The following is a 19,969-nucleotide window of genomic DNA, read 5'->3' on the forward strand; positions in this document are numbered from 1 at the left end:
AATGTGGTGGTGTTTGGTGGTGGTGGTGGCTTGGTGGGCCGATTAGAATGGTGCTTCTCTCAACGCTTCCCTGACGCCCTCGGCACATCCCTGCCAAGCCGCCTTTACGATCATGAGCCGGTCGAGCTCGTCCATCTGCGTCAGGTCGTAGATGCCCTTTTCGTCAAGCCACTCCCCGACCGCCTCGACGCCTTTTTCTAGTGCCTTCACTTCATAAAGCGATATTCTGTCCAACTTCGTGAGATCTCCTACTGCGACGATGCATGGCTTGCAGAGGTAGCCGGGGTCCTTCGATCCTGGCGAACTGCGGCCAATTCCAAATGCAAGGCAGCCGCACGCCTTGCAGACGGTCGGGTTGTTGTTCACATCTGCCGTCGGTGTGAATGGGATGATGGGTTTGCCTGTTGGGAGTGGGGCCATTAGGCGGCCCTCCCGAATAGGTCCGCTTGCGCCGGCTTGTTGTCGTTTGCGGCAATCACTGTGGCTGCCGGCGGGGCGGCAACATTGGCCAGAGCCTCGGGAAATTCGACGCAAACGATCTCACACATCGGCGAGACGCCCTTCCAATCGTTGATGTAGAAGTTAGTGTCGATGCCGCAGCCAGCCTCGAAGTGAAGGCCGGTCAGCTCTTGGAACTTAACCGCTTTGCCATCATTCTGTCGCTCGTAGCAGGGCCGACCCGAATAGTTGAATCCGGCCGACATTTGCGGAACGATGAAAGCTCCGGATCCGGCGATGTGGCTCGCAATATCGACGACGTGGAACTCGAAGTCTTTGCCGCTGTAACGCGGCGAGTTCTTATCGCGCTTGATGGCGCCGAATGGCGGATTGCTGACAGCTACATCGAAGCGGCCTAAATCCATGTCGAGCACATCCAGCACATCAGCCAGAATCCACTCCGCCTCTGGCAGTATCTTCTGGCCGACCGCCAGATAGTCAGGATTGCGCTCTACGCATGTAATCCGCGCCCGCTGATGGCTTCGATGCCAGATGGCGTAAGAGAGCATGCCGATGCCAGCGCAAAGGTCGATGACGCGCCCTCCGTAGCCACCCTGCCCGATTGCATCGATCGTGAAATCGAAGGCCATGTCGTATGGCGTGAAGAACGCACCTGACGCGCCGTTGACGTGATTAGCGCCCTCGTTCCAGTTCTTGAGTACGAAGTCCTTGTCGTCATCGGTCAGTGTGGACTTGGTGAGGATGTCGCAGGCTTGCGCGTGAGCCTTGGCTTGGGGCTTGGTGAGCTTGGCCATCATGCAGCCCTCATGACGTCACCAACAGCTGAGTTGTTATTCGCTGCTGGCATATGGTCCCGCCAATCAAACCACTGCACGACTGGCCTGCCCTCGTGGCGCTTGTCCCAGACAAACCAGGCATAGCAGACGGCGCTGCCGACCTTGTTGCCGGTCCAGCCGTGGCGGTGCATCATCGGCAATCTTCTGCTCGCGACGTGGACGCGAGCGAGCGGTACGCTGGAGAACCACGACTGACGTGCAGAGCCCTCGAGAAACGCAAGGCGGAGCAACATGGCCACGTACGGCGCGCGCTCAAGAGCCTTGTCGACGAACTCCTTCGCGAGCTTGAACGGCGGATTCGTGATCACGGCCGGGAATGAATAGCGGTGATCCGCGTCGAATATGCTCATGACGCGAGCGCCAGGGTAGCCTCGATCGACAATGTCGGTGCTGATAACGTTGCGGCCAGCGCTTGCTAGCACGGACGAGATCGCCCCGTCGCCGCAAGCCGGCTCCCAGATGGTGCCAGCGGGTAGCCACTTCTCCTCGATAGCCAGAAGCGAATGAACGGCTTCCGGCGGCGTTGCATAGAAATCGTGTTCTCTATCGGCATGACTGTGCATGCCAACTCCGGCAACCATTGCCATTCAATTGTCTCCTCAGACTGTGGTGGTGTCCCGCGCGTTGGTGGCGCGCGCGGGTGTGGTGTTCGTTTGTTGTGGTTAGCCGAAAATTCCTAGCATTTCCTTGATCTTATCGACGGCGCCCTGAGGGGCCTTCTTAAGTCCCTGATCGAGCGAGTATTTCACAGAGCCTTCTGAATGCCCGCTACTACCGTTTATGGAAACATCGTCCCACTCGTGCTCGACTTCAAAGGTCCCATCATCATTCTCGACCAAATACCACCAATTCTCGTACTGGCCGAGGTGGCCTTTGGCGAAGTAATACACCTGCGTTCTTTTCATTCACCTCTCCCGGTTGGTCGAATCACAGAAGGTTAGCCGAGAGATTGGTGACTAGCGAATCTCACGCCGCCCTCTTCTCGTCCGCCACAGAGAACCCCGGCACGCTGCGCAAGCCACCGCGTACGGCTTCATCCGCCATCTGCTGTACCAGAGCGGTGAACCGGGCAGGATCGCGCCCGTACGCCCAATCCAGCGCAGCGTCGGCGTCCTGCAAGGTCGCAGTCCACACTGTCCTCAGCCCCGTGCCTGTTGTCGCAGCCTTCCACGTGCTGGTGGCCGTCTTTTCGAGCTTCTTGGCATCGGCCAGCAACTCCTCGGCTTCTTCGCGAGCCGCAAGGTTGCCAGACGATGCGCGAATGGCTTCCGTTGCCGCAACGCGTGCGGCTTCTGCGATTGCTGCCACGCGGGCCGCCTCTGCGGCCTTCTCAGCCGCGACGCGGCTGCGCCAGGGTGTCAACAGTGCGTCGAGCGTGGACTTGGCCAGATCGACCTTGCCGCGCTTCGGCTGGATGTAGACGTTGTACCGGTCTTGGATGGCCTTGACCTGCTCATCAAGCGGCTTCTTCTCCTCGACGCGCAGCGCATCGGCGCGCTTGCCGGCTTCATGGATACCGTCGCGCAGCTTCTCGATCTGGTCGTGGATCTCCTGCGACGCAATCGGCTCGCCGTCAGCCCAGTTCTTAGCCTCTTCGAAGAGGTCTTCGATTTCCTGTTTGACCAGGTCGAAGGGTGACTGGTTATGGCCGATGGCGGGCGTGGCTGCTGTTGTGGCGATCGCCGTGGGGTTGAAGGTGCTCATGCTGGCACCGCCATATGCTCTGCTTTGGCCTTCGCCAATTTGTGCTGAGCGACAAGCATCTCCCACTCTTCTTCGAGGATGGGTCTAGCGCCGTCGAATTCGGGCTTGAAGCTTTTGCACGGCTCCCCAACCGTGTAGCCGCGTTCCTCGTATTCTGAGACTTTCGCCGCGACGTTTGGCACATACAGGCAGAACGGCCCGTCCGCAGACAGGAACAGAAAGCCCACGCCAGAATAAAAGCCGTAGCCTTCGATCGCTCCACCGCCGCTTCCGCCGTCAAATGTGTAGGAGATAGACGTCGGAACACCCAACGCCTCGGCCAAGTCGAAGCCGCGTCGGTCATATCCTGTCTGGTTCGCGAGCCTCGCCGCCCACTCAGTCTTGGCTTTTGGGAATGAGGCGCCGCGCTTGTTCGGTCGCTTAAAATCGGCGTGAGGTTTACCTGGGAATTCAACGCCCACCACAGTGCCATCGACGGTTGACTGGACGTATTTAGTAACGCCAAGCGGCTCAAGGAGAGCCGCATTGCGCTTCAAGGTTTCCTGTCGATCCGCGACATGCTTTTGGGCAAGCTCAAGTGTCTTGCCGCCTTCTGCCATAAAAAACAGGTGTCTTCTCTCGGCCATCAATCGTCTCCTCAGTGTGGTGGTGCAGTTGGTAAATGCGAAACTAAGTCATAACAACAAATTTGTCAAGCTGGTCAGAACGGAATCTCGTCATCCATCTCCCAATCTTCCGCCAGCCCGCGATTATCGTTCGCCGCTACAGGCACGTTATCGTTGTCGGCCTGCAATGCGCCGGCCCTATGCGCCATGACATCGGGATACTTAGGGTTTTTCGCGTAATCGAGCTGAACTTCCGCAGTCTCCTTGAGTTCGCCCTGTCGCTCCAGCCACTCGATCACCGTCGACGGAAACGGTCGCGCGCCACCATGGGCTAGCCAAAAGCGATCGGCCTTGGACTTCGGGTAACCCTTGTGGGCGCAGCAGAGCCATTCGTTCACGGCCTTATAGCCGATCATGTAGGTGCACTTCACCGAGTCTGGCTTGTCCTCCTTGCCAGGATGGTGGCGGAAAGTCCTCGACGACACTTCATACCAAGGCTTTTCCGACGACAGGACCGGTGTCGTGTCTACCTGCGCCGTGATCTTCTCCTCCTCGCTCGGCGGGAAGACATAGCCGCAGCACTGGCAGGTCATGATCGAGATCGGGATCATCTCGCCACACCCGCAGTTGCCATTGATGTCGGTGACATCCTGCGGGCATTGCTTCTTCGGCTGCTCGCCCAGTCCCTTGCCCGGCTCGCGTGGGCGGATCTGATCTATCGGCCCGTGATAGGCGAGGTTGCGCCCGTGGTCGGCGATAAGGCAGTCTTCCTTACCATCGCAGTTGCGCGTGCCGCGGCCAAGAATCTGGACGAGCTTTCCCGGTGACTTCGTTGACAATATTAGAGAAATGAAATCCACGAACGGAAAGTTGGTCCCGGTCGTGATCATTGATACCGACGAGATCGCCCAATACTTGCCAGACCGGAAGCCCTCGAAGATCTCCTTGGTCTGGTGCGCATTGTCGCTCGTTAGGACGGCGCATGTCCGTCCATGCCTGCGGATCGCCTCCGCGACATGATTGGCGTTCTCCTTGCTGGTGCTGAAGAATAGCCCTGCCCTGCGGCCTTCCGACAGCACCATGTCTTCGGCCACCGCCTCATCGATGATGCGCTCTGCCGCTTCCGACACTTGGCCGGGGATGTAGTCGCCGCCACGCGTGCCGACGCCCTTGAGATCGATCTTGGATGTCGTCTTGTGGCTTGTGAGGCGGGTCAGATAGCCCTGCTCGATCAGCTCTCCGATGCCGATCTCGTACACGACGTCGTCGAATAGCTTGAACTTTTTGACGCCGGTTGCTTCTGCAACGGCCGCCGCAACATCCTCATCCTCCTCTAGATCGTCGGTGAGCCGGCCGGAATCCATACGGTAGTCGGTCGCTGTCGTGCCGCACGTCCTGCTGTCCGGATTGGCCTCTCGCACGGCAGTGAAGAACTTGCCGTACTGAGTGTTGGAGTTGCGCGAGATGGCGTGCGCCTCGTCGACGATGATCAGATCGATGTCACCGATCAGGGATACCTTGTTCCATACCGATTGGATGCCACAGAATAGCACCTGAGCACGAGCATCGCGCCGACGCAGACCGGCCGAATAAATGCCGGCAGGCGCGAACGGGAGTAGTCCGATGAACTCCTTGAAATTCTGCTCGACCAGAGATGCGGAGTGAGTAACGTTCAGGATGCGCAGATCCGGATAGTCGGCCAGCAGCTCCTCAATGATTTTGGCGATGACTAGTGCCTTTCCGGCGCCCGTCGGCAGGACGATCAGGCCATTGCCTCCGTCCTCTTGCCAGTAGCGGTACAGTTCATCAATTGCTCGCCGCTGATAAGGTCTAAGTTCCAACATCAGAGAAGCCTCCCATTGCTGCGAGCAAAATCTATTGGATGCTTCGCGTTCTTTTTCTGGTTGCACAGCGGGCACAGTATCTGCAGGTTACTGGGCCAATTTGCCCCTCCCAATGCGATAGGCATGATGTGGTCAACCTGCCGATTGCTTCGTTCCTTCACTGTGGTACCGCACTCGGCGCACTTGAACTTCTGGCGCACCAGGATCGCCTCAATATCTCTTTCGTTATGGGTACCTTCCGAGTTCCGAATTCGCGCACGCCTATTCCGGACTCTAGATTGGCTTTTTTCTGGGTTCTCCGTTCGGTAGCGGCGCGCGCGCTCTTTGTACTTACTTGCGTGCCTTTCCCTCGACTGGCGTGTGCGGGCGGCATATTTCTCTGGATTTTTGGCATAGTCGAGCGAGGCCTTTAACCGCCTTTCGGGCGCTAGTTGCTCCATTCTCTCTGGGTGCTCCTTCACCCAAATTGCTACGCGGATCCTTGTGCATTCTAGGCATGTACCGTTTGAGGCGTGCCGCAGTTCGATATGACCTCGGACGCACGGTTTTCCGGTAAAATAGTGAGTTGAACCAGCTGCCCGCGCCATCGAGCCACTCGGGAGCCATGGCCCATACCGAACCGGCTGGTTGTCGTTTGCTGCCAGCATCAAGCCGCCCCATTCACCCGCTTGCGCAACAATTCGAGGCCACGTGCCTCAAGCTGGCGCGCGCGTTCGCGGCCGACGCCATACGCTTCACCGATTTCGGCGAGCGTGTCGCCCATCGCCCGTCGCATCACGATCTCGCCGTCTCGGCCTTCTGGTAGGCTGTCGAGCGCTTCGCCAAGCTCGATCCTGTCCAACTGATTGGGCTGCACGGCCACGGCCGCCATGGCGCGTTCGTCGTTGGTCGTCGGCATGCCCTTGGCGCGGCGTAGAACCTTGCGGCGCTTTTCCTGCGCCACGTTGCGCACCATGAAAGTTATCCAATTGTAGAAGCCGCCGTCCGATCTGAACTTCGTCCAGTTGGTCAGGATGTAGGCAATGGAATCCTGCAACAGGTCTTCCTGCTCGGATTTGTTGTTGGACAGCGTGAAGGCCAGCCGGTTCAGGTGCGGGTAGTAGCTCATAAGTCGCGCGTCGAACTCGCCAGGGCGCGGTGTGTTGTCGTTCGCTGGAACAGCGATAGGGGTCATAGTGGTCTCCTCTTGTGGTGTGGTCAGGCAGCGTTGGTAGCGCCGTCCCGGTATTCGGTGCCGTCTGGTCGACGGTAGGTGATGATTTCGTTTTCCTCGTCGACGTCGAGCTGCTCAAAGCCGACAAGCATGGCGGGGATAAAGAGCTGAGCCGGGCAGCCAGCGTCTTGCTCAGCTAGGCTGAGCGGCTTCTGCCAGCGGGCACAGTCCCATCCGGCGTTGGAATCCATCAGGGGTGTGGCATGGATACACGAACGGCAGTGCACACGCGGCATGGCCTCACCCCAGCACACGGCGGCCTGCCGGCAAACGACGCCACGGAAGTCGTCACGCTTGCTACACAGGCGGCTCGGTGGCTCCGGCATGTTGATGATGCGTTCGATCCTGGCAACAGCGCGGATAGCGAAGTCGACGTCGTAGTTGACCCGCTCGATATGCAGATCCTCGTCGTTCTTGTTCGACATCATGTAGAGCACGCGGTTGATGCCCAGGCCATGCATATAGAATTGGAATGTGGCGTAGTGCTCCGGCTTACCCTTGCGGACGCCGTCCTTCTGGACCTTTCGAAATATCTCCTGCTTGGCCGACTTACACTCGACGATGTGCTCCGTCTTGGCGGCCTCAAGCAGTCCAAGAGCGCGACCGTCGATCTTGCCTCTCAGATGCCCGCCGACGGCCCGCACGCGATCCTGCTCGCCCCATACGGTCACGCCAACCATTCGCAACAGATCAAGAAGGCGCTTTTCCTCGATGTTGCCTCGCTCGAAGATCCGGCGTTTGCGCCAGTCGATCACCTCTGGAACGGATGCGCGCCGGAAGGCAAGCCAAACAGCCCGATCGCACTCGACACCGATGTCACCGGCCGGCACGCCGATGGATTCCCAGTGTTCACCTTGGGCTTCCAGCGCGTCTTGAATGGCGCGCTGGGTGCTTGGCGTGGGTTTGGGGATGGGTGCCATCAGCTGGCCTCCCCGAAAAACGCCATAGCGGCCCGCAGAGCATCGCCCGTGGTGGTGACCGTGAGATTGGTCACGCCAACAAAGAAATCGCAGTCGTTGCCCACCTCGCGCGATTTGATCGGCTTATGATTGGAGAAGCGGACTTTGAACGATCTATTGCCTTTACGCAGCGTGACATATTTGGACGCGGTGCGGCGTGCCTCATAAAGCTTGACGTCGAAGCCGCGCCGAAGCGCGACCTCGCAGAACTCGATCCATCTTGGCTTCGAATAGCCGAAGGCCGCTAGCCCACGGGTGCGCCCCGCCAGAAAGTCTGCGGTCACACGAAGGTTACTCGCCTTAGCAGGACGATGCGGAGTTGGTGCGACCGGGCGCATGACGGGGAGCGGAGCCACTACTCGAGCGCCCCAAATAATGGGGTTGAAGCGAGGGCCGACCGGTGGCCGCGAACGTCACCCTCCCGCACGTATGTGGTCCAGAGTTCCCGTCCGTCGCGCGTGATCGGGTGCATCTCTTGGATGTTGAAATTCACATCGTCGATACTGTCGGCATCGATATCGAAATCATCGCGGTACACTTCGGCCTCGACGGAGGCCTCTGCGGCCTCCATCGAATCTGCTTCGATTGTGCGGCTTGATCTGCCTTGGAAGGTGTAGTCGACCATGAACTTTGCCATCGGCTAGATCCTCATCGGCATCAGCACGAGCGTCAGCCCCTCGAAGCCAGCCGACGTCAGCAGCCCCGGCGAACCCGACTCGGACAGCGCCAAGACGACGGGACCCGATGGCAGAACGCCGAATACCTCGCGGACGTACTGGCTGTTGAAACCGATCTCGATCGGCTCGCCGCTGTATTCCGCTTCGACTTCGTCGTTTGCCGCGGCATCTGTGCTGACGACTGCCATTGCGACGCTGCCAGGCGCGACAGACAGGCGGACGGCCTTGCCACGCTCCGATGAGACGGTGGCGACGCGATCGGCAGCCTTCATGAATGCGTCGCAGTCGACGGTGACCAGCTTGTCGTTGTTCTGCGGGATGACGCGCGGGTAGTCAGGGAACGTTCCATCGATCAGCTTACTGGTGAGGGAGAACTCGCCGGCTTCGACGCGGATCTTGGTCTCAGAGACCGACAAGGTGACGGAGCCTTTTGGCAGCATGCCAACGGTCTTGCGCGGGACGATGATGCCCGGGAACTGGTCTTCTGTGGGCTGGCCGACGTGGCGCGAAAGGCGGTGGCCGTCGGTGGCGACCGCCACGACCTTGCCGTCGACGACATGCAGAAAGATGCCGTTCAGATAGTATCTCGTCTCTTCGGTCGAGATAGCAAACGCCACAGGCGCGAACAGCGCGGCGAGATCGATGTCGAAGCTGGCCGTGAACTTGCCCCCCTTGAGATCGGGGAAATCGCTGGCCGGCAATGTCCCAAGCGCAAATCGGCTGCGGCCCGACTTCACGATCAGCTGTCCGTTGTCCTCGGACAAGGTCACATCGCCGCCGGCCTTCTTGGCAATGTCTGACAGCAGCTTTGCGTCGACGCAGAGCGTCCCCGGTTGCTCAACCGTGGCAACGCCGGAATCCGTGGCGACGATATCAAGGTCCGTGCCGGTGACCTGCAGCCTGCCGTCGGCTGCGGACAGCAGAACGTTGCCCAAGATCGGGATAGTGTTTCGGCTTTCCACGACGCGGCCGACGGTCGTCAGGACGCGCGCGAGGTCTTGGCGGGCTATGGATAGCTTCACGCTGGTGGTCTCCTCAGTTGTGGTGAAGTGGCGGGCCGCTGGTTACGACCCGCCGCGTGGTGATTACTTCTTGCCCCAGGGCTTGGCACCGGTGGCAGGACGACCTGTTGCCGCTGCCGGCGCAGCAGCACGAGCGACTGGCTTGTTGTCATTGGCGGCCGCTGGCTGCGGCTGGTTGGCGTCGATCTTGGGCTCCGGGAGGTCGATCGGGTTGCCTTGGTCGTCGGTTGGGAAATGATACTTCTTAATCTCGGCGCGAGCTGGATACTTGCCGTCCGCCGATGCCTTACCCAAGCCGATCTTGGCCATGAAGGCGTGGAAGTGAAGCTCTTCTGAGTCGTCTACGCCATCAACGCCGATAGCGCGGCAAAGACTGGCGAATTGACGCTGGCCGATCTCCTGCGCCTTAACGCTTTCGTTCTCGATGTTGTAGTTGTTGAAGAGCTTGCGGCCCTTGTATTGCTCGGGCGCGATGACAACCATCGTTGTCTTCAGGATCGTGCCCTTGCCATTGCTGGTGGGCGCAACATCCGAAGCTTCGATCTCGAGGCTATAGTCACCGTTCGGCAGCTCCTCATAATCGCGCTGTTCGGTATCGTGTTCGGTAGCATCAAATCTTTTGCCAAGTGCGGCCATGCGTGGTCTCCTTCGTGGTGGTGGTTAGTTGGTGAGTGCGTAGTAGCGCCATGAGCCGCTACCGTACGCGGTGTGCGCGCATTCGCGCATCACGGTTTCGAGCCAAGCCCAGCGCTGGCTGCCGCGTGTCCGGACCTTGACCGGGAACCACGCAAACCATTGCTCTTGGTGGAACATTAGGCAGCAATTCCAGTTGGTTGCGGAAAATGCTTGCTGAGTTCTTCGTATCCCTTGCCCTTACGATAGGTGATCGCATCGGGCATCGAATAGCGATTCTTGGCGACGAATCCCGCCCCTTCTGTCAGGTGGATCTGGCGCTCCTTGCCGCCCTCTGCGTGGGTGACTTCCTTCTTGATTCCGACTTCCTTGCTTTTCAGCGAGACGCGGTAATTCAGGAAGGCAACGATATCGCTGCGTTCGCGGACGAGAGCGGCCGCACGCTTGCGAAGCTTCACCTGGTAGCGATCGTACGGATCGGTGACAGGGCTGTCGAAACGCTTAATCTCGGGATGCGCTAAAAGGACAACAGCAATGCCACGCTCCGTTAGAGCGGCGCACGCATCCATAAACTCGCCCCACTCAACGTCGCCTTGAACGTCCCCCTGCCCGAACGCGGCCGGCGAGCCCTTGTCGTTGGACCCGATCGAATCCGCTCCTATGCGTGCGCAGGTCTCGGCATTGATGATTGGTTCCAGGCCATCGAGGCTATCGAAGATGACCGTCTTGAATTCGTGTTCTTCGGTGATGAGATCGCCGACGATGTTCTTGAGGTCCTCCCAAGTCTCTACGTCTCCAGGCGTGGCCAGTTCGACATCAGACGGCGGCCGTTCGCCAGCCGTGCTGATGTAGATTGCGTCAGGAAACTCTGCCGCCAGTGATGACTTCCCGACGCCGTCGACGCCGTAGAGCAGCGTGATGGGCGGGGTGAGTCTCGTGGTGCTTTTCAGCGATTTCAGCGAAATTGCCATGCTCTCTCCTTCCTAGTGTTCACTTGCCGTCGAAGGCATTGAGACGATCCGCGAGCTTGCCGGCGAAGTGGACGGCGCCAACGAGCACCGCGATGGCGACAGCGGCCAGTGCGACCGATGGAGCCAACGTCATGACGACACCGCCAAGCCCGCCGCAGACGCCAGCGATTGCGCCCCTTTGGAGCGCACTTGGCTGCAGCCACTTGGTCGGCTTGAAGCTTGCCGCGCCGCCAAGGCGGGATATCGGCACGTAGTCGAGCGGTGGGCGGTCTGGGGTTGGGTCGCTCATGCGGCCGCCTGCTGACGAGCCGCCCGGTGATAACTGACCGGCGCGCTTGAAACGTAGCGACCGTCGACGAGCTTGGCTGTCCGGCTAGCCTCCGCCTTCTGCGATGCTGTCCGGAACGGCTTCCGGTTCAACATGTCGAGCTTGCCGGTGCGGGTGTAGTTCGTGGCGTATGCGTTCGTTCTCATTACAATGGTCTCCTCTGGCCGTGCGCTTGGTCGGCGCACGGCTTTGGTGTGGTGATGGTGGTGGGTGGTGTTAGGCGGCGGCGATCCCTTCCGGGGGACGCTCGTTGATTGGCAGTCGCCTAGCCTCAACGGCAGCTGCTAAGCAGCTCCTTCCGTCTTCGTATCGGGCTTCAAGCGCCCACCTTTGGTGAAATCAACCTTCACGACGTTGTCCGGCAATGGCTGCTCGCCCTCTTGCGGTGGCGGGTACGCGTCAAGGTCGTGCTCGATTTCGATGGAGTGCCACCAGATGGTGCTGGCGCCATCGGTAAGCCGCACCATGTATTCGTCGCCCCAGTTGCGCTCGCCGATCACCTGGCCAGTCAGATGGGGGTTCTGCGTCGAGCGGACGTAGTCGCCGAACTCGAAATGCACGCAGTGGCAGATGTTGTTGTTGGGTGTTTCTGGTGCGTCGCTCATGCCGCCACCCCTGTCGGTTGCGCGTCTACTGGCTGCGCGCTGCGAGCAAGGGTCACTGCCACCATGCCAGACGTCGTCGAGCATCCGCCGTTGTGCGGGACCATTCTTGTTGTGCGATTGTCGTTGGCCGCGACGAGGACGCGCGACGGCTTATCATCCAGATTGTCTGGTCTCATGATGGCTCCTCTTACTTTGGTGAGTTGCGGGTGGTGCCGCTGGCTTGGTAGCCTGATTGACAAATTGTGACAAATTTGTCATCATGGGCAACGCTAATACATTTTTACTATTTTGTCAAGATGGTCAATCACTCGCTAGGTCATTAGCATGTCCCGATTCTCCCAAATGCTGGATGTTGAACTAAAGCGCCGCGGCAGGTCAGAGCGCGAGCTCGCTCGCGAGTTTGGGTGGTCTCAGCAGGCGTTTAACACCTGGAAGACGGGCGGCATTCCGCGCCAACAGTTTTACCAACGGATCGGCGACTTCCTGCGAATTCCGATCGATGACGTCGCCACGCTTCTCGACGAAGCGCGTGAATCTACTGGCAACACGAAGCTGCCGAAGATGGATCCGATTTACGGGAAGGTGACTGACCGCAAGGAGGGGAAATATTCGTTCAGTGCCGAGGATGGCGGCATGCGCTACCCCCTCACCCGCTACTGCATTCGGATCGACACAAAGGCCATGGAGCCTGCGCTGCTGGTCGGCACGAAAGCATGGGCGGATCCCAGCTTGTGGCCGAAGGTTGGCAACGAGGTGCTCGTCCACTCCAAAGGTGGCATCGCGTGGCTCGGTCGGCTGGGCGCGATCGAGAACAGCGAAGCCACGCTCGTCCACTACGCCTCCGACAAGAAAATTGTCGTCAAGGATGTTGAGGCCGTGCACGTCATCGCAGCTGCGGAGCGGGTTGCCGCTTGACAAAATTGGCAAGATGGTGATATCCAATCGTTGCCGGTGTGGTGCCGGTATCGAACCACCTTGAGTAAAACTGCTGTTCGCAGTGGTCTCCTCCTCGGTGCAGTAGGAAAGACGAGCGCCCGCAGCGCAAGCGGGTGGTGCCGGCCTTCGGGTCTGCTGGCGCTCTTCCTCACCACTCCCCAAACCAGAATGCGAAAAACCGCCAGGCTTCGCATTGCTGCGCTGCTCTAGCGGCTCATTCTTCATTCCCTTGGTGCGCTCAGTTCTCACGTGCATCCCTCGAAAAGTTGCTTCTAAAAACGCGAAATGCCGCCGATCGACGGCAAATACTCCCCACACGTCACAGCCGTATGCCGCCACGTCTAGGGAGGCCGCCCTACTCGATACATCAGGGCGGACCTCTTTGGCATTGACCGCGTCTTCTCGCTCCGTCGCCGCCAACAAATCTTCTTCTGCTTTGATCCAGCGCCATCATGGCGCCGTATCTTCTCGCGGTTTTGTCCGATCGATAGCGAAGTCTTCTCGGTACGCGTTCTTCTGTCATGTTCGCCCGTCCTTTCTTTCGCCCCAGCCGCGGAGCTTGCATTTTGTTTTGGTTAGGCAATCTGACCGGCCTGCGCTTTCTGCGTCTTGTGCCGTTCATGAGGATTATTGGTATAGGTTATCGGATTATTGGTCAACAACATTTTGTTGCATTTCAACACATAATCTGATAACTGATTGAAAAAAATAAGGAATAAAACCTATGAGCAAGCTATCTGACTTCCTTACGGCTCGAGCCGCGGCGATGGGAATAACCCAGACTGAGCTGGCCGCTAAGGTTGGGATGTCCCAGCCTAGTGTCAGCGATCTGCTCGCAGGGCTTGTCTCATCGCCGAGGAAGTGGCGCGACATCGCAGCCGCGCTCAGCATACCAGAGAGCGAGATGCGCGAGCTCATGATCGATTCCAGCCGTGAAGACGGAAAGTCGACAAGGCTGCCGCGCAGTGTCCAGGCGGCTGTACGCGACATTCTCTCGCACGATACCCTCAGCCACGAACCAAACGGCACGATCGACAAGACGCCAATCCCCATGACAATTGGTAAGCCTACCAGGATGTTACCGGTACTAGGTGAAGTCGTCGGCGGCGATGACGGCCAATACGATTTCAATGGAACGGTGCTCGACTACGTCGCATGCCCGCCCTCTTTGGCGAACGTTCCCGACGCATATGCCGTCTGGATCGACGGCGAGTCGATGTATCCTCGCTTCAAATCAGGCGAGCTTGCATACGTTCACCCGCGCAAGCCCGCGCGCAAAGGTGATGACGTGGTCGTCCAGGTTAAGCCAAAGGTCGAGGACATGCCGCCTCGTGGTTTCGTCAAGGAGCTTGTCGGCTATATCGGCGATAAGCTGGTGCTGAAGCAATATAATCCAGATGTGCGAATCGAATTCCCGCGAGATGACATCGTGAGCATTCACGTCATTACCTTATCAGGAAAATACTAACTTATGTGTTTTATAGGTTGACGCGCCAAAACCTATAACCTATGGTCTCCTCACCGCCACACCTAACCAGGCGGGACACCACAGAGGAGACCACACCATGAGAAGAAGACTACTCGTCGACGAGCTTGATTTCGAAGACGTGCATACAACGGCAGGCAGCATCGAACCGATGCCGAAGCCGGACCACAAAGCAAAGAAGCAGGGCCGCCCTATTCACCGGCCTGTCCGCATTAGAAGCTTCAGCGGCCATGATCGCCGCACTTGCCGCACCATGTGGCTCGACGAAGCAGTTTCGGGAGCAGAGGCATGAAGCCCGCTCCCCTCGGCCACTATGATGGCTTTTCCATTCGAGATTTCATTCAGGACGTGATTGGCGCGGCTTCGGCCGGCGCCTTCATCTGGTGCGTCTCAGTTTGGGTGCCTTACCTGGCGCACCACGCGTCGTAGCGCCCGACACCATTGCCTCCCAAGGCAATAGAGCGCGGCCGGTGGTGATCGGCTGCAACTTTTCGTTTCCGTGCCGCGCTCTCACGAATTCCACCAACCACCACAGAGAAGGAGACCACGATGCAGACGAACAGAAGACTGACCTTCGCTACGCCCGCCAAGCCAACCTATGCGCCCACGCCATACACGGGCACCGGCACCGGCACCGAAGTCGTCGACGCGCTGACGCCGTCGCGCGCCGACGAACTTGGAATTCCGGCCAGTCGGCTTCAGCTTATCGCCGACTGGCACGGCCATCGACGCGGTCGCCGCCACATCGCAATCGCGAGCCGGTTGCGGGATATCGCAGAGCGGTTAGCGGCCAGCAATGACAACGCGCCGTTTCGAGCCGCCGCATGAGTGCCGTCCGGGCACTTCTTCGAGCAGTCCCGATTTCGGGGCTGCTTTGGCTGGTGTTCGTGCTGGCAGTGATCGTCCTTGCGGCCGGCTGCGGATCGATCGAGCGTTACCATCCGCCTGGTGAAGATATCTGGAGGGCGTTGTGATGGCGCATGGCGATTACAACGGCCCGAACAAGCCAGACAAGGGCAAGGAAGGCGGAAGCTGCAACCGCACACGATGCCAGAGCGCCCCAGCGCTCTGGTACAACCACGGCTCCTATGCATGGTACTGCGGAGACTGCCGCATCCAAATCCAGTTCGACCCCCTAAACCAGCGGGATTGGGATTTGCGTTGGAAGCCGAAGTGCGGTCACGACATGTTCGAGATCCGTGAACATATGGATGCTCGGAAGGCCGCAGCATGACCCGCCCCCACGACAACGACAACGGCCCGCGCCTGATCGGCAGGCGCGAGGCGGCCGCTTATTGCGGCATTGGCGAATCGACCTTTTCGCTCTGGGTGGCGACGCACAAGATGCCGCCGTCTGTGCCTGGCACGCGTAAATGGGACAAGAGAGCGATCGACGCTCGTCTTGACGAAATCAGCGGGCTCGGCGCCAATGACAATGAAGAAGAGACTGACCTGCAAAAATGGAGGCGGGAGCGCGATGCGCGTAGAGCTAAAGGGGCTGGCTAAGGTTAAGAAGACCTTGGCCGACGGCACAACCATTCACTACTGCTACGCATGGCGCGGCGGGCCACTTCTCAAGAAGAAGGACGGATCGCCGCTGCAGCCGGGTGACCCGATGCTCGGAAAGGCATTCTACGCTGCAATCAAGGAGCGGAAGGAGCCAACGACCGACACGATGGAGAAGCTGATCGTCGAGTTCAAGGCGTCGGCTGACTTCACGTCACTGTCGGACAAGTCGAAGCGCGCCTACTCCAGTTACCTCGATATGATCCGCGACGAGTTCGGCAAGCTCTCGTTCGCGGCTCTGCAGGACAAGGAAATGCGTGGCGAGTTCAAGGAGTGGCGCGACAAGATGGCCGAGACGCCGCGGAAGGCGGACTACGCCTGGACGACGCTCGCCCGGGTCCTCTCGTTCGCGAAGGACCGCGGACGTATCGCGATCAATGTTTGCGAGCGAGGTGGTCGCCTCTATGAAGCCAATCGAACCGAGCAGATTTGGGAGGCGGAGCACATTGCGGCGCTCGTGGCTGTTGCGGGCTTGGAGGTGCGCATGGCGCTCATGATGGCTCTTTGGACGGGACAGCGCCAGGGTGACCTCTTGCGCGCGCCGTGGAGCGCCTATGACGGAAAGACGCTGAAGGTTCGCCAAGGCAAGACCGGTGCGCGCGTTGTCATCCCGGTCGGCGGTCCACTCAAGGAAGTGCTCGACACTGCCACCCGTCGGACGACCACCATCCTGACGAACACAAAAGGCCGCGCTTGGACCGAGGACGGCTTTCGCACTTCATGGGGCAAGGCGGTGGCGAAGACTAATGTCACTGGCCTTACGTTCCACGATCTGCGCGGCACGGCGGTCACGCGCCTAGCGCTAGCTGGATGCTCGTCGAGCCAAATCGGATCGATTACAGGCCACTCTTTGAAGGACGTTGATGCCATTTTGGACGCCCACTACCTCGGCGGGAAAATCGAGTTGGCGGAGCAGGCAATGTCGAAGTTGGAGAAGCACGTTTCAGGAACAAAACCTGCAAACTGACTGCAAACTGCGCAGTTTGAAAACCTCTTGGAGAACGATCAAATCGCTGTAAGTATTTGGTTTTCCAAGAGGTTTTTGGTGGGTGATGTAGGGCTCGAACCTACGACCCGCTGATTAAGAGTCAGCTGCTCTACCAACTGAGCTAATCACCCGTAACCGCTTCGTCTCGCGGTGTGAGAGGGCGTATAAACAGGATCGTTCGGCTTGTCTAGCGCCCTTCCGAAAAATCTTCGATCAATCTCGATTTTTTTGTGCATGGCTGAAATGCAATGAAATCAAAGGTCCAGCATGCCGCTTGCGAGACGCACCGCGTGGCCGCCGATACGGGCGTTCGAGATCGCGCCGCCTTCGACATCCATATGAAGATGGATGAAGGAAGGGCGCCCCATCTCCACACCCTGTTCGATCGTCATGCCGTGGTGGCCGTCCGTCAGGCGGTCGAAATGGTGGATCGCGCCGGAAAGCGCCGCCGCTGCGGCGCCTGTTGCCGGGTCCTCCAAAATGCCCATGCCACTGGCGAACATGCGCGCATGGAACTTCGCCACATGGTTCACGCCGCCGCGACAGTAGATATACGCAGAGGCGAGCGCGCCGTCGACGAAGGGCACCATCGCCTCCCATAGCTGCGGATCGAAATCCAGGCTCTGCGCCGCGCCGACATCGTGCACGGGGACCATGAGGAACGGCACGCCCGCCGTCCAGAGCGACGGCACATGGTTCTCGAATCCGATCTCCGTCACGGTCAGCGAAAGAGCCTTTGCGATGCCGAGCCTGTCGAGGGGCATGTTGATCTGCTGGGATTTGCGCGGCAGGTCGAACTCCGCGAAGCTGGCCTCGCCAGCGCTCAGTCGCACGGCACAGCGCACTGGCCCGACGTTTTCCTCTAGGACACACACCAGATCGATGGTTGTGTCGCCATGCTGCTTCTCGGCGAGAGCGATTGCGCCGCCGACGGTCGGATGACCCGCGAAGGGCAGCTCGCGGCCGGGCGTGAAAATGCGAATCCGGGCAGTGTAGGCGGGATTGTCGGAGGCCTGGACAAAGACCGTTTCGGAGAGGTTCATTTCCTTGGCGATCGCTTGCATCGCCTCGTCGGTCAGGCCGTCTCCATCGAAAATCACAGCGAGCGGATTGCCCGCCAGTCTCCGGTCGGTGAACACGTCATAGACGCTGTAGCTGCGCGCCACATCGGCCTCCTGTCTCGGGTCCTCGTGCCGCCAACCTGCCCGACCGCCGAAGCGAGCGCAAGGCGTCACGTGAGCTAGCTCTGATGGAAATACCAATCGATGACGGGAAGCATCGCGATGTTGTAGGGATGCGCGGCGGGATCGGCGGAACGGATTGCCACCGCGCCCGCGATCTCCTTATCTTCGGCGACCAGCATGTGTGAATGGATCTTCGCAATCATGTCGTCGGCGCTAAGGTCGAAGCGGAAAAGCCGCAACACGGTGACAGTGCGTCTGTTGTGGCTGGCGAAATACCGGTCGCCCGCGCGCGCCTCCAAAAGGTCGAGCCCGGTCTCCTCCAGCACTTCGCGGCGCATATTGCTCTCGATGTCGCAACGCCCGCCCGACACGTCCTCGGGTTCCAGCGAACCGGCCGCGAAATAGACTTGTCCGGGATTGGCTGTGTGCGGTCCCATGCGGATCGCGACGAGCGCACCGTCGGAAGTCTCCAGGACCGGATAGGCAAAAAGGTGAATACCGCCCAGCCGCTTGGGCTGTCTTCGCCACCACATGAAGGTTGAGAACGGAATGACGTGGCCTTCGCCGGCGATACCGTCATCGCATAGCGACAGCCGCATCTGAAAAATCATGCGGCCATCGAAAAGCGCAGGGTTCGAAGCCGTCTCCCTTGCCCAGTTTTCCGCGATCGCCGCCTGTTCGGCAATATAGAAGGGATGGTCGCCGGGCAGCACCCTCAGATTGAGGCCGGCGATCGGAAAGACCGTCTGTTCCGGAGGCCAGCCGATGAAGTCTTCGGAGAAACACGCGTTCATATCAGATCCAATGTCATGACGACGGGGCAATGGTCGGAGGCCTTCGGCCGGTCCCACCCCGTACGGGGATAGCGTTCCACCTCCTGCCCCGGTGGAAACACCGTACGGTAAGGCTGGCCGTGCCGGATGATCTCCGGAAGCCGCCCCGCGTTTGTTTTCGCAAGCGCCGGAGACAGCCAGAGATAGTCGAGCTGGCAGAGCCACTGCTCCTCCGGCCCGCGGGCGTGGTAGAGCGTCCAGCGGTCGAGCAGATCGCGGCGCCGAACCACATTCTCCGCAAAGCCGTCCTGGCTAAAAACGTCAAGCGCGCTCTCGCTTTCGTCTTGATGCTGGAACGAGTAGCCGGTGCGGCGACGGCCGACCACGTCGACGCGCTCCTGGTAGTCGTTCATGTCCCCGCAGATGACGAAGCGCTTGCCGGATGTCTCATCTGCGCCGAAGCGGTCTTCAATGATGCGGCGTACCGCCCTCGCCTCCGCGCGCCGGATGGGCATGGTGTAGCGGCGACCGTCGAGTCCCTCGCGGGGACCTCCCATCGATTTGAAATGTACGACATACAGCGTCATCGGCAGGCCGCCGATCAGAAGATCGAGTTCCAGGCAGTCGCGCTTGAATATCTTGTCGTCGATGTGATTGGTCAGGGCCAGTTCGTCGTCGAATAGGCCGAGGCTGCGATAGGTCGTCATCGCGTGGCTCTTGATCTCCTTGAGCTCGATCTTCTGCCCGTCCCTCGTCTCCTCGCGCATCAACACCGCGACATCGATGCCCCGGCTGTCGTTTCCCTCGACCAGGTATTTCTGCCGATAGCCGGTTCCCACCATGCGGAACAGATAGCCGTATTCGAAGGCCTGCAGGGCCTCCATATTGTCGATCTCCTGAAGGCACAGGATATCCGCATCCGCATCGGCGATCGCCAGCGCCGTCATCTGCCGGGTATCGTCGGTCGAAGCGATCACACGGGCCTGCTCGAGCTGCTGGTAGACGCCTTCGCTGCGAACCTCGAAAAGCTTGATGACGCGGTCTTGGCGCAGTTGGTTGCGGAACCCGGTAAAGTCGAAACGCGTCATGAGGTTTTCGACGTTGAACGTTGCAATGCGTAGCGACATCAGGCATTTCCGATTGGCATTGCAACATTAGTAGAGGCGAAAGACCGGTTCGG

At 59.4% G+C, this 19,969-nt stretch carries 32 protein-coding genes, 1 tRNA gene and 1 pseudogene; 10 read left to right on the forward strand and 24 right to left on the reverse strand.

Annotation, left to right across the window (positions count from 1 at the left end; genetic code table 11):
• Positions 1–42: 42 nt before the first annotated feature.
• The 20 genes from AC1D2R_RS15570 to AC1D2R_RS15665 all read right to left on the reverse strand — a co-directional run bounded on the left by AC1D2R_RS15570 (position 43) and on the right by AC1D2R_RS15665 (position 12,032).
• Positions 43–420, reverse strand: coding sequence for a hypothetical protein (locus AC1D2R_RS15570; protein WP_477968176.1), 378 nt, complete (start codon positions 418–420; stop codon positions 43–45).
• Positions 420–1,253: a methyltransferase gene (locus tag AC1D2R_RS15575; protein ID WP_477968177.1), complete on the reverse strand. Its 834-nt coding sequence runs from the start codon at positions 1,251–1,253 to the stop codon at positions 420–422. The genes AC1D2R_RS15570 and AC1D2R_RS15575 overlap by 1 nt, the downstream gene beginning before the upstream one ends.
• Positions 1,253–1,882: a hypothetical protein gene (locus AC1D2R_RS15580; RefSeq protein WP_477968178.1), complete on the reverse strand. Its 630-nt coding sequence runs from the start codon at positions 1,880–1,882 to the stop codon at positions 1,253–1,255. Before AC1D2R_RS15580 ends, AC1D2R_RS15575 begins: the two co-directional genes overlap by 1 nt.
• Before the next feature lie 75 nt (positions 1,883–1,957).
• Positions 1,958–2,200: a hypothetical protein gene (locus AC1D2R_RS15585; protein WP_477968179.1), complete on the reverse strand. Its 243-nt coding sequence runs from the start codon at positions 2,198–2,200 to the stop codon at positions 1,958–1,960.
• A gap of 61 nt (positions 2,201–2,261) precedes the next feature.
• Positions 2,262–2,999 (reverse strand): hypothetical protein, encoded by a 738-nt coding sequence (locus AC1D2R_RS15590; protein WP_477968180.1) that lies wholly within the window; start codon positions 2,997–2,999, stop codon positions 2,262–2,264.
• On the reverse strand, positions 2,996–3,625 hold the full coding sequence (locus AC1D2R_RS15595; RefSeq protein WP_477968181.1) for a hypothetical protein: 630 nt from the start codon (positions 3,623–3,625) through the stop codon (positions 2,996–2,998). The genes AC1D2R_RS15590 and AC1D2R_RS15595 overlap by 4 nt, the downstream gene beginning before the upstream one ends.
• A 74-nt stretch (positions 3,626–3,699) precedes the next feature.
• Positions 3,700–5,448: a DEAD/DEAH box helicase gene (locus tag AC1D2R_RS15600; RefSeq protein ID WP_477968182.1), complete on the reverse strand. Its 1,749-nt coding sequence runs from the start codon at positions 5,446–5,448 to the stop codon at positions 3,700–3,702.
• Positions 5,448–6,095: an HNH endonuclease gene (locus tag AC1D2R_RS15605; RefSeq protein ID WP_477968183.1), complete on the reverse strand. Its 648-nt coding sequence runs from the start codon at positions 6,093–6,095 to the stop codon at positions 5,448–5,450. Before AC1D2R_RS15605 ends, AC1D2R_RS15600 begins: the two co-directional genes overlap by 1 nt.
• Positions 6,095–6,622: a sigma-70 family RNA polymerase sigma factor gene (locus tag AC1D2R_RS15610; RefSeq protein WP_477968184.1), complete on the reverse strand. Its 528-nt coding sequence runs from the start codon at positions 6,620–6,622 to the stop codon at positions 6,095–6,097. The genes AC1D2R_RS15605 and AC1D2R_RS15610 overlap by 1 nt, the downstream gene beginning before the upstream one ends.
• A 23-nt stretch (positions 6,623–6,645) precedes the next feature.
• A complete protein-coding gene (locus AC1D2R_RS15615; protein WP_477968185.1) occupies positions 6,646–7,581 on the reverse strand; it encodes an oxidoreductase in 936 nt (311 codons plus the stop codon).
• Positions 7,581–7,958, reverse strand: a complete 378-nt coding sequence (locus AC1D2R_RS15620; protein ID WP_477968186.1) for a hypothetical protein — start codon at positions 7,956–7,958, stop codon at positions 7,581–7,583. Before AC1D2R_RS15620 ends, AC1D2R_RS15615 begins: the two co-directional genes overlap by 1 nt.
• A gap of 17 nt (positions 7,959–7,975) precedes the next feature.
• A complete protein-coding gene (locus AC1D2R_RS15625) occupies positions 7,976–8,257 on the reverse strand; it encodes a hypothetical protein (RefSeq protein WP_477968187.1) in 282 nt (93 codons plus the stop codon).
• A 3-nt stretch (positions 8,258–8,260) separates the two neighbouring features.
• Complete coding sequence (dnaN, locus tag AC1D2R_RS15630; RefSeq protein ID WP_477968188.1) at positions 8,261–9,319, reverse strand: DNA polymerase III subunit beta; 1,059 nt, start codon at positions 9,317–9,319, stop codon at positions 8,261–8,263.
• Between the two features lie 63 nt (positions 9,320–9,382).
• Positions 9,383–9,955 (reverse strand): DUF669 domain-containing protein, encoded by a 573-nt coding sequence (locus tag AC1D2R_RS15635; protein ID WP_477968189.1) that lies wholly within the window; start codon positions 9,953–9,955, stop codon positions 9,383–9,385.
• 24 nt (positions 9,956–9,979) lie between these two features.
• A complete protein-coding gene (locus AC1D2R_RS15640) occupies positions 9,980–10,132 on the reverse strand; it encodes a hypothetical protein (RefSeq protein ID WP_477968190.1) in 153 nt (50 codons plus the stop codon).
• Entirely contained in the window at positions 10,132–10,923 is a 792-nt protein-coding gene (locus AC1D2R_RS15645) for an ATP-binding protein (protein ID WP_477968191.1), read from the reverse strand. Before AC1D2R_RS15645 ends, AC1D2R_RS15640 begins: the two co-directional genes overlap by 1 nt.
• 19 nt (positions 10,924–10,942) lie before the next feature.
• A complete protein-coding gene (locus AC1D2R_RS15650) occupies positions 10,943–11,212 on the reverse strand; it encodes a hypothetical protein (RefSeq protein ID WP_477968192.1) in 270 nt (89 codons plus the stop codon).
• Positions 11,209–11,397 carry a hypothetical protein gene (locus tag AC1D2R_RS15655; RefSeq protein WP_477968193.1) on the reverse strand — a complete coding sequence of 63 codons (189 nt, stop codon included), beginning with the start codon at positions 11,395–11,397 and terminating at the stop codon, positions 11,209–11,211. The genes AC1D2R_RS15650 and AC1D2R_RS15655 overlap by 4 nt, the downstream gene beginning before the upstream one ends.
• 138 nt (positions 11,398–11,535) lie before the next feature.
• Positions 11,536–11,856, reverse strand: coding sequence for a hypothetical protein (locus AC1D2R_RS15660; protein ID WP_477968194.1), 321 nt, complete (start codon positions 11,854–11,856; stop codon positions 11,536–11,538).
• A complete protein-coding gene (locus AC1D2R_RS15665; protein WP_477968195.1) occupies positions 11,853–12,032 on the reverse strand; it encodes a hypothetical protein in 180 nt (59 codons plus the stop codon). Before AC1D2R_RS15665 ends, AC1D2R_RS15660 begins: the two co-directional genes overlap by 4 nt.
• 148 nt (positions 12,033–12,180) lie before the next feature.
• Between AC1D2R_RS15665 and AC1D2R_RS15670 the strand changes: the two genes are divergently transcribed.
• The 10 genes and pseudogenes from AC1D2R_RS15670 (at position 12,181) to AC1D2R_RS15715 (ending at position 16,811) form a co-directional block, all read left to right on the forward strand.
• The gene (locus AC1D2R_RS15670) at positions 12,181–12,771 is read left to right on the forward strand and encodes a hypothetical protein (RefSeq protein ID WP_477968196.1); all 591 of its coding nucleotides are present in this window, start codon (positions 12,181–12,183) and stop codon (positions 12,769–12,771) included.
• A 787-nt stretch (positions 12,772–13,558) separates the two neighbouring features.
• Positions 13,559–13,648, forward strand: a pseudogene (locus tag AC1D2R_RS15675) (helix-turn-helix domain-containing protein); the annotation flags it as partial.
• Between the two features lie 48 nt (positions 13,649–13,696).
• Entirely contained in the window at positions 13,697–14,260 is a 564-nt protein-coding gene (locus tag AC1D2R_RS15680) for a S24 family peptidase (RefSeq protein ID WP_477968546.1), read from the forward strand.
• Positions 14,261–14,357: 97 nt separating this feature from the next.
• On the forward strand, positions 14,358–14,570 hold the full coding sequence (locus AC1D2R_RS15685) for a hypothetical protein (RefSeq protein ID WP_477968197.1): 213 nt from the start codon (positions 14,358–14,360) through the stop codon (positions 14,568–14,570).
• The gene (locus tag AC1D2R_RS15690) at positions 14,567–14,707 is read left to right on the forward strand and encodes a hypothetical protein (RefSeq protein WP_477968198.1); all 141 of its coding nucleotides are present in this window, start codon (positions 14,567–14,569) and stop codon (positions 14,705–14,707) included. The genes AC1D2R_RS15685 and AC1D2R_RS15690 overlap by 4 nt, the downstream gene beginning before the upstream one ends.
• 120 nt (positions 14,708–14,827) lie before the next feature.
• Positions 14,828–15,106, forward strand: coding sequence for a hypothetical protein (locus tag AC1D2R_RS15695; RefSeq protein WP_477968199.1), 279 nt, complete (start codon positions 14,828–14,830; stop codon positions 15,104–15,106).
• Positions 15,103–15,252, forward strand: coding sequence for a hypothetical protein (locus AC1D2R_RS15700; RefSeq protein WP_477968200.1), 150 nt, complete (start codon positions 15,103–15,105; stop codon positions 15,250–15,252). Before AC1D2R_RS15695 ends, AC1D2R_RS15700 begins: the two co-directional genes overlap by 4 nt.
• Entirely contained in the window at positions 15,252–15,512 is a 261-nt protein-coding gene (locus AC1D2R_RS15705; RefSeq protein WP_477968201.1) for a hypothetical protein, read from the forward strand. Before AC1D2R_RS15700 ends, AC1D2R_RS15705 begins: the two co-directional genes overlap by 1 nt.
• A complete protein-coding gene (locus AC1D2R_RS15710) occupies positions 15,509–15,784 on the forward strand; it encodes a helix-turn-helix transcriptional regulator (RefSeq protein WP_477968202.1) in 276 nt (91 codons plus the stop codon). The genes AC1D2R_RS15705 and AC1D2R_RS15710 overlap by 4 nt, the downstream gene beginning before the upstream one ends.
• The gene (locus AC1D2R_RS15715; RefSeq protein ID WP_477968203.1) at positions 15,756–16,811 is read left to right on the forward strand and encodes a tyrosine-type recombinase/integrase; all 1,056 of its coding nucleotides are present in this window, start codon (positions 15,756–15,758) and stop codon (positions 16,809–16,811) included. The genes AC1D2R_RS15710 and AC1D2R_RS15715 overlap by 29 nt, the downstream gene beginning before the upstream one ends.
• A gap of 76 nt (positions 16,812–16,887) precedes the next feature.
• Here the strand turns inward: AC1D2R_RS15715 and AC1D2R_RS15720 are convergent.
• The 4 genes from AC1D2R_RS15720 to AC1D2R_RS15735 form a co-directional block, all read right to left on the reverse strand.
• Positions 16,888–16,963 (reverse strand) — tRNA-Lys (locus tag AC1D2R_RS15720).
• Between the two features lie 123 nt (positions 16,964–17,086).
• Positions 17,087–17,998 (reverse strand): PhzF family phenazine biosynthesis protein, encoded by a 912-nt coding sequence (locus tag AC1D2R_RS15725; protein WP_477968204.1) that lies wholly within the window; start codon positions 17,996–17,998, stop codon positions 17,087–17,089.
• A gap of 74 nt (positions 17,999–18,072) precedes the next feature.
• Positions 18,073–18,810 carry an NUDIX hydrolase gene (locus AC1D2R_RS15730; RefSeq protein ID WP_477968205.1) on the reverse strand — a complete coding sequence of 246 codons (738 nt, stop codon included), beginning with the start codon at positions 18,808–18,810 and terminating at the stop codon, positions 18,073–18,075.
• Positions 18,807–19,916, reverse strand: a complete 1,110-nt coding sequence (locus AC1D2R_RS15735) for an endonuclease/exonuclease/phosphatase family protein (RefSeq protein WP_477968206.1) — start codon at positions 19,914–19,916, stop codon at positions 18,807–18,809. Before AC1D2R_RS15735 ends, AC1D2R_RS15730 begins: the two co-directional genes overlap by 4 nt.
• Positions 19,917–19,969 lie beyond the last annotated feature (53 nt).

The sequence above is a fragment of the Rhizobium sp. P1_C7 genome (genome assembly GCF_056406295.1).

Coding starts and splice junctions, on each gene's coding strand:
- AC1D2R_RS15685 (WP_477968197.1), top strand. CDS start 14,358: ATGAGAAGAAGACTACTCGTCGACGAGCTTGATTTCGAAGACGTGCAT.
- AC1D2R_RS15700 (WP_477968200.1), top strand. CDS start 15,103: ATGAGTGCCGTCCGGGCACTTCTTCGAGCAGTCCCGATTTCGGGGCTG.
- AC1D2R_RS15660 (WP_477968194.1), bottom strand. CDS start 11,856: ATGAGCGACGCACCAGAAACACCCAACAACAACATCTGCCACTGCGTG.
- AC1D2R_RS15705 (WP_477968201.1), top strand. CDS start 15,252: ATGGCGCATGGCGATTACAACGGCCCGAACAAGCCAGACAAGGGCAAG.
- AC1D2R_RS15620 (WP_477968186.1), bottom strand. CDS start 7,958: ATGCGCCCGGTCGCACCAACTCCGCATCGTCCTGCTAAGGCGAGTAAC.
- AC1D2R_RS15730 (WP_477968205.1), bottom strand. CDS start 18,810: ATGAACGCGTGTTTCTCCGAAGACTTCATCGGCTGGCCTCCGGAACAG.
- AC1D2R_RS15605 (WP_477968183.1), bottom strand. CDS start 6,095: ATGCTGGCAGCAAACGACAACCAGCCGGTTCGGTATGGGCCATGGCTC.
- AC1D2R_RS15735 (WP_477968206.1), bottom strand. CDS start 19,916: ATGTCGCTACGCATTGCAACGTTCAACGTCGAAAACCTCATGACGCGT.
- AC1D2R_RS15570 (WP_477968176.1), bottom strand. CDS start 420: ATGGCCCCACTCCCAACAGGCAAACCCATCATCCCATTCACACCGACG.
- AC1D2R_RS15690 (WP_477968198.1), top strand. CDS start 14,567: ATGAAGCCCGCTCCCCTCGGCCACTATGATGGCTTTTCCATTCGAGAT.
- AC1D2R_RS15575 (WP_477968177.1), bottom strand. CDS start 1,253: ATGGCCAAGCTCACCAAGCCCCAAGCCAAGGCTCACGCGCAAGCCTGC.
- AC1D2R_RS15625 (WP_477968187.1), bottom strand. CDS start 8,257: ATGGCAAAGTTCATGGTCGACTACACCTTCCAAGGCAGATCAAGCCGC.
- AC1D2R_RS15590 (WP_477968180.1), bottom strand. CDS start 2,999: ATGAGCACCTTCAACCCCACGGCGATCGCCACAACAGCAGCCACGCCC.
- AC1D2R_RS15580 (WP_477968178.1), bottom strand. CDS start 1,882: ATGGCAATGGTTGCCGGAGTTGGCATGCACAGTCATGCCGATAGAGAA.
- AC1D2R_RS15665 (WP_477968195.1), bottom strand. CDS start 12,032: ATGAGACCAGACAATCTGGATGATAAGCCGTCGCGCGTCCTCGTCGCG.
- AC1D2R_RS15615 (WP_477968185.1), bottom strand. CDS start 7,581: ATGGCACCCATCCCCAAACCCACGCCAAGCACCCAGCGCGCCATTCAA.
- AC1D2R_RS15680 (WP_477968546.1), top strand. CDS start 13,697: ATGCGCGAGCTCATGATCGATTCCAGCCGTGAAGACGGAAAGTCGACA.
- AC1D2R_RS15650 (WP_477968192.1), bottom strand. CDS start 11,212: ATGAGCGACCCAACCCCAGACCGCCCACCGCTCGACTACGTGCCGATA.
- AC1D2R_RS15695 (WP_477968199.1), top strand. CDS start 14,828: ATGCAGACGAACAGAAGACTGACCTTCGCTACGCCCGCCAAGCCAACC.
- AC1D2R_RS15710 (WP_477968202.1), top strand. CDS start 15,509: ATGACCCGCCCCCACGACAACGACAACGGCCCGCGCCTGATCGGCAGG.
- AC1D2R_RS15645 (WP_477968191.1), bottom strand. CDS start 10,923: ATGGCAATTTCGCTGAAATCGCTGAAAAGCACCACGAGACTCACCCCG.
- AC1D2R_RS15635 (WP_477968189.1), bottom strand. CDS start 9,955: ATGGCCGCACTTGGCAAAAGATTTGATGCTACCGAACACGATACCGAA.
- AC1D2R_RS15655 (WP_477968193.1), bottom strand. CDS start 11,397: ATGAGAACGAACGCATACGCCACGAACTACACCCGCACCGGCAAGCTC.
- AC1D2R_RS15715 (WP_477968203.1), top strand. CDS start 15,756: ATGCGCGTAGAGCTAAAGGGGCTGGCTAAGGTTAAGAAGACCTTGGCC.
- AC1D2R_RS15670 (WP_477968196.1), top strand. CDS start 12,181: ATGTCCCGATTCTCCCAAATGCTGGATGTTGAACTAAAGCGCCGCGGC.
- AC1D2R_RS15640 (WP_477968190.1), bottom strand. CDS start 10,132: ATGTTCCACCAAGAGCAATGGTTTGCGTGGTTCCCGGTCAAGGTCCGG.
- AC1D2R_RS15585 (WP_477968179.1), bottom strand. CDS start 2,200: ATGAAAAGAACGCAGGTGTATTACTTCGCCAAAGGCCACCTCGGCCAG.
- AC1D2R_RS15600 (WP_477968182.1), bottom strand. CDS start 5,448: ATGTTGGAACTTAGACCTTATCAGCGGCGAGCAATTGATGAACTGTAC.
- AC1D2R_RS15595 (WP_477968181.1), bottom strand. CDS start 3,625: ATGGCCGAGAGAAGACACCTGTTTTTTATGGCAGAAGGCGGCAAGACA.
- AC1D2R_RS15610 (WP_477968184.1), bottom strand. CDS start 6,622: ATGACCCCTATCGCTGTTCCAGCGAACGACAACACACCGCGCCCTGGC.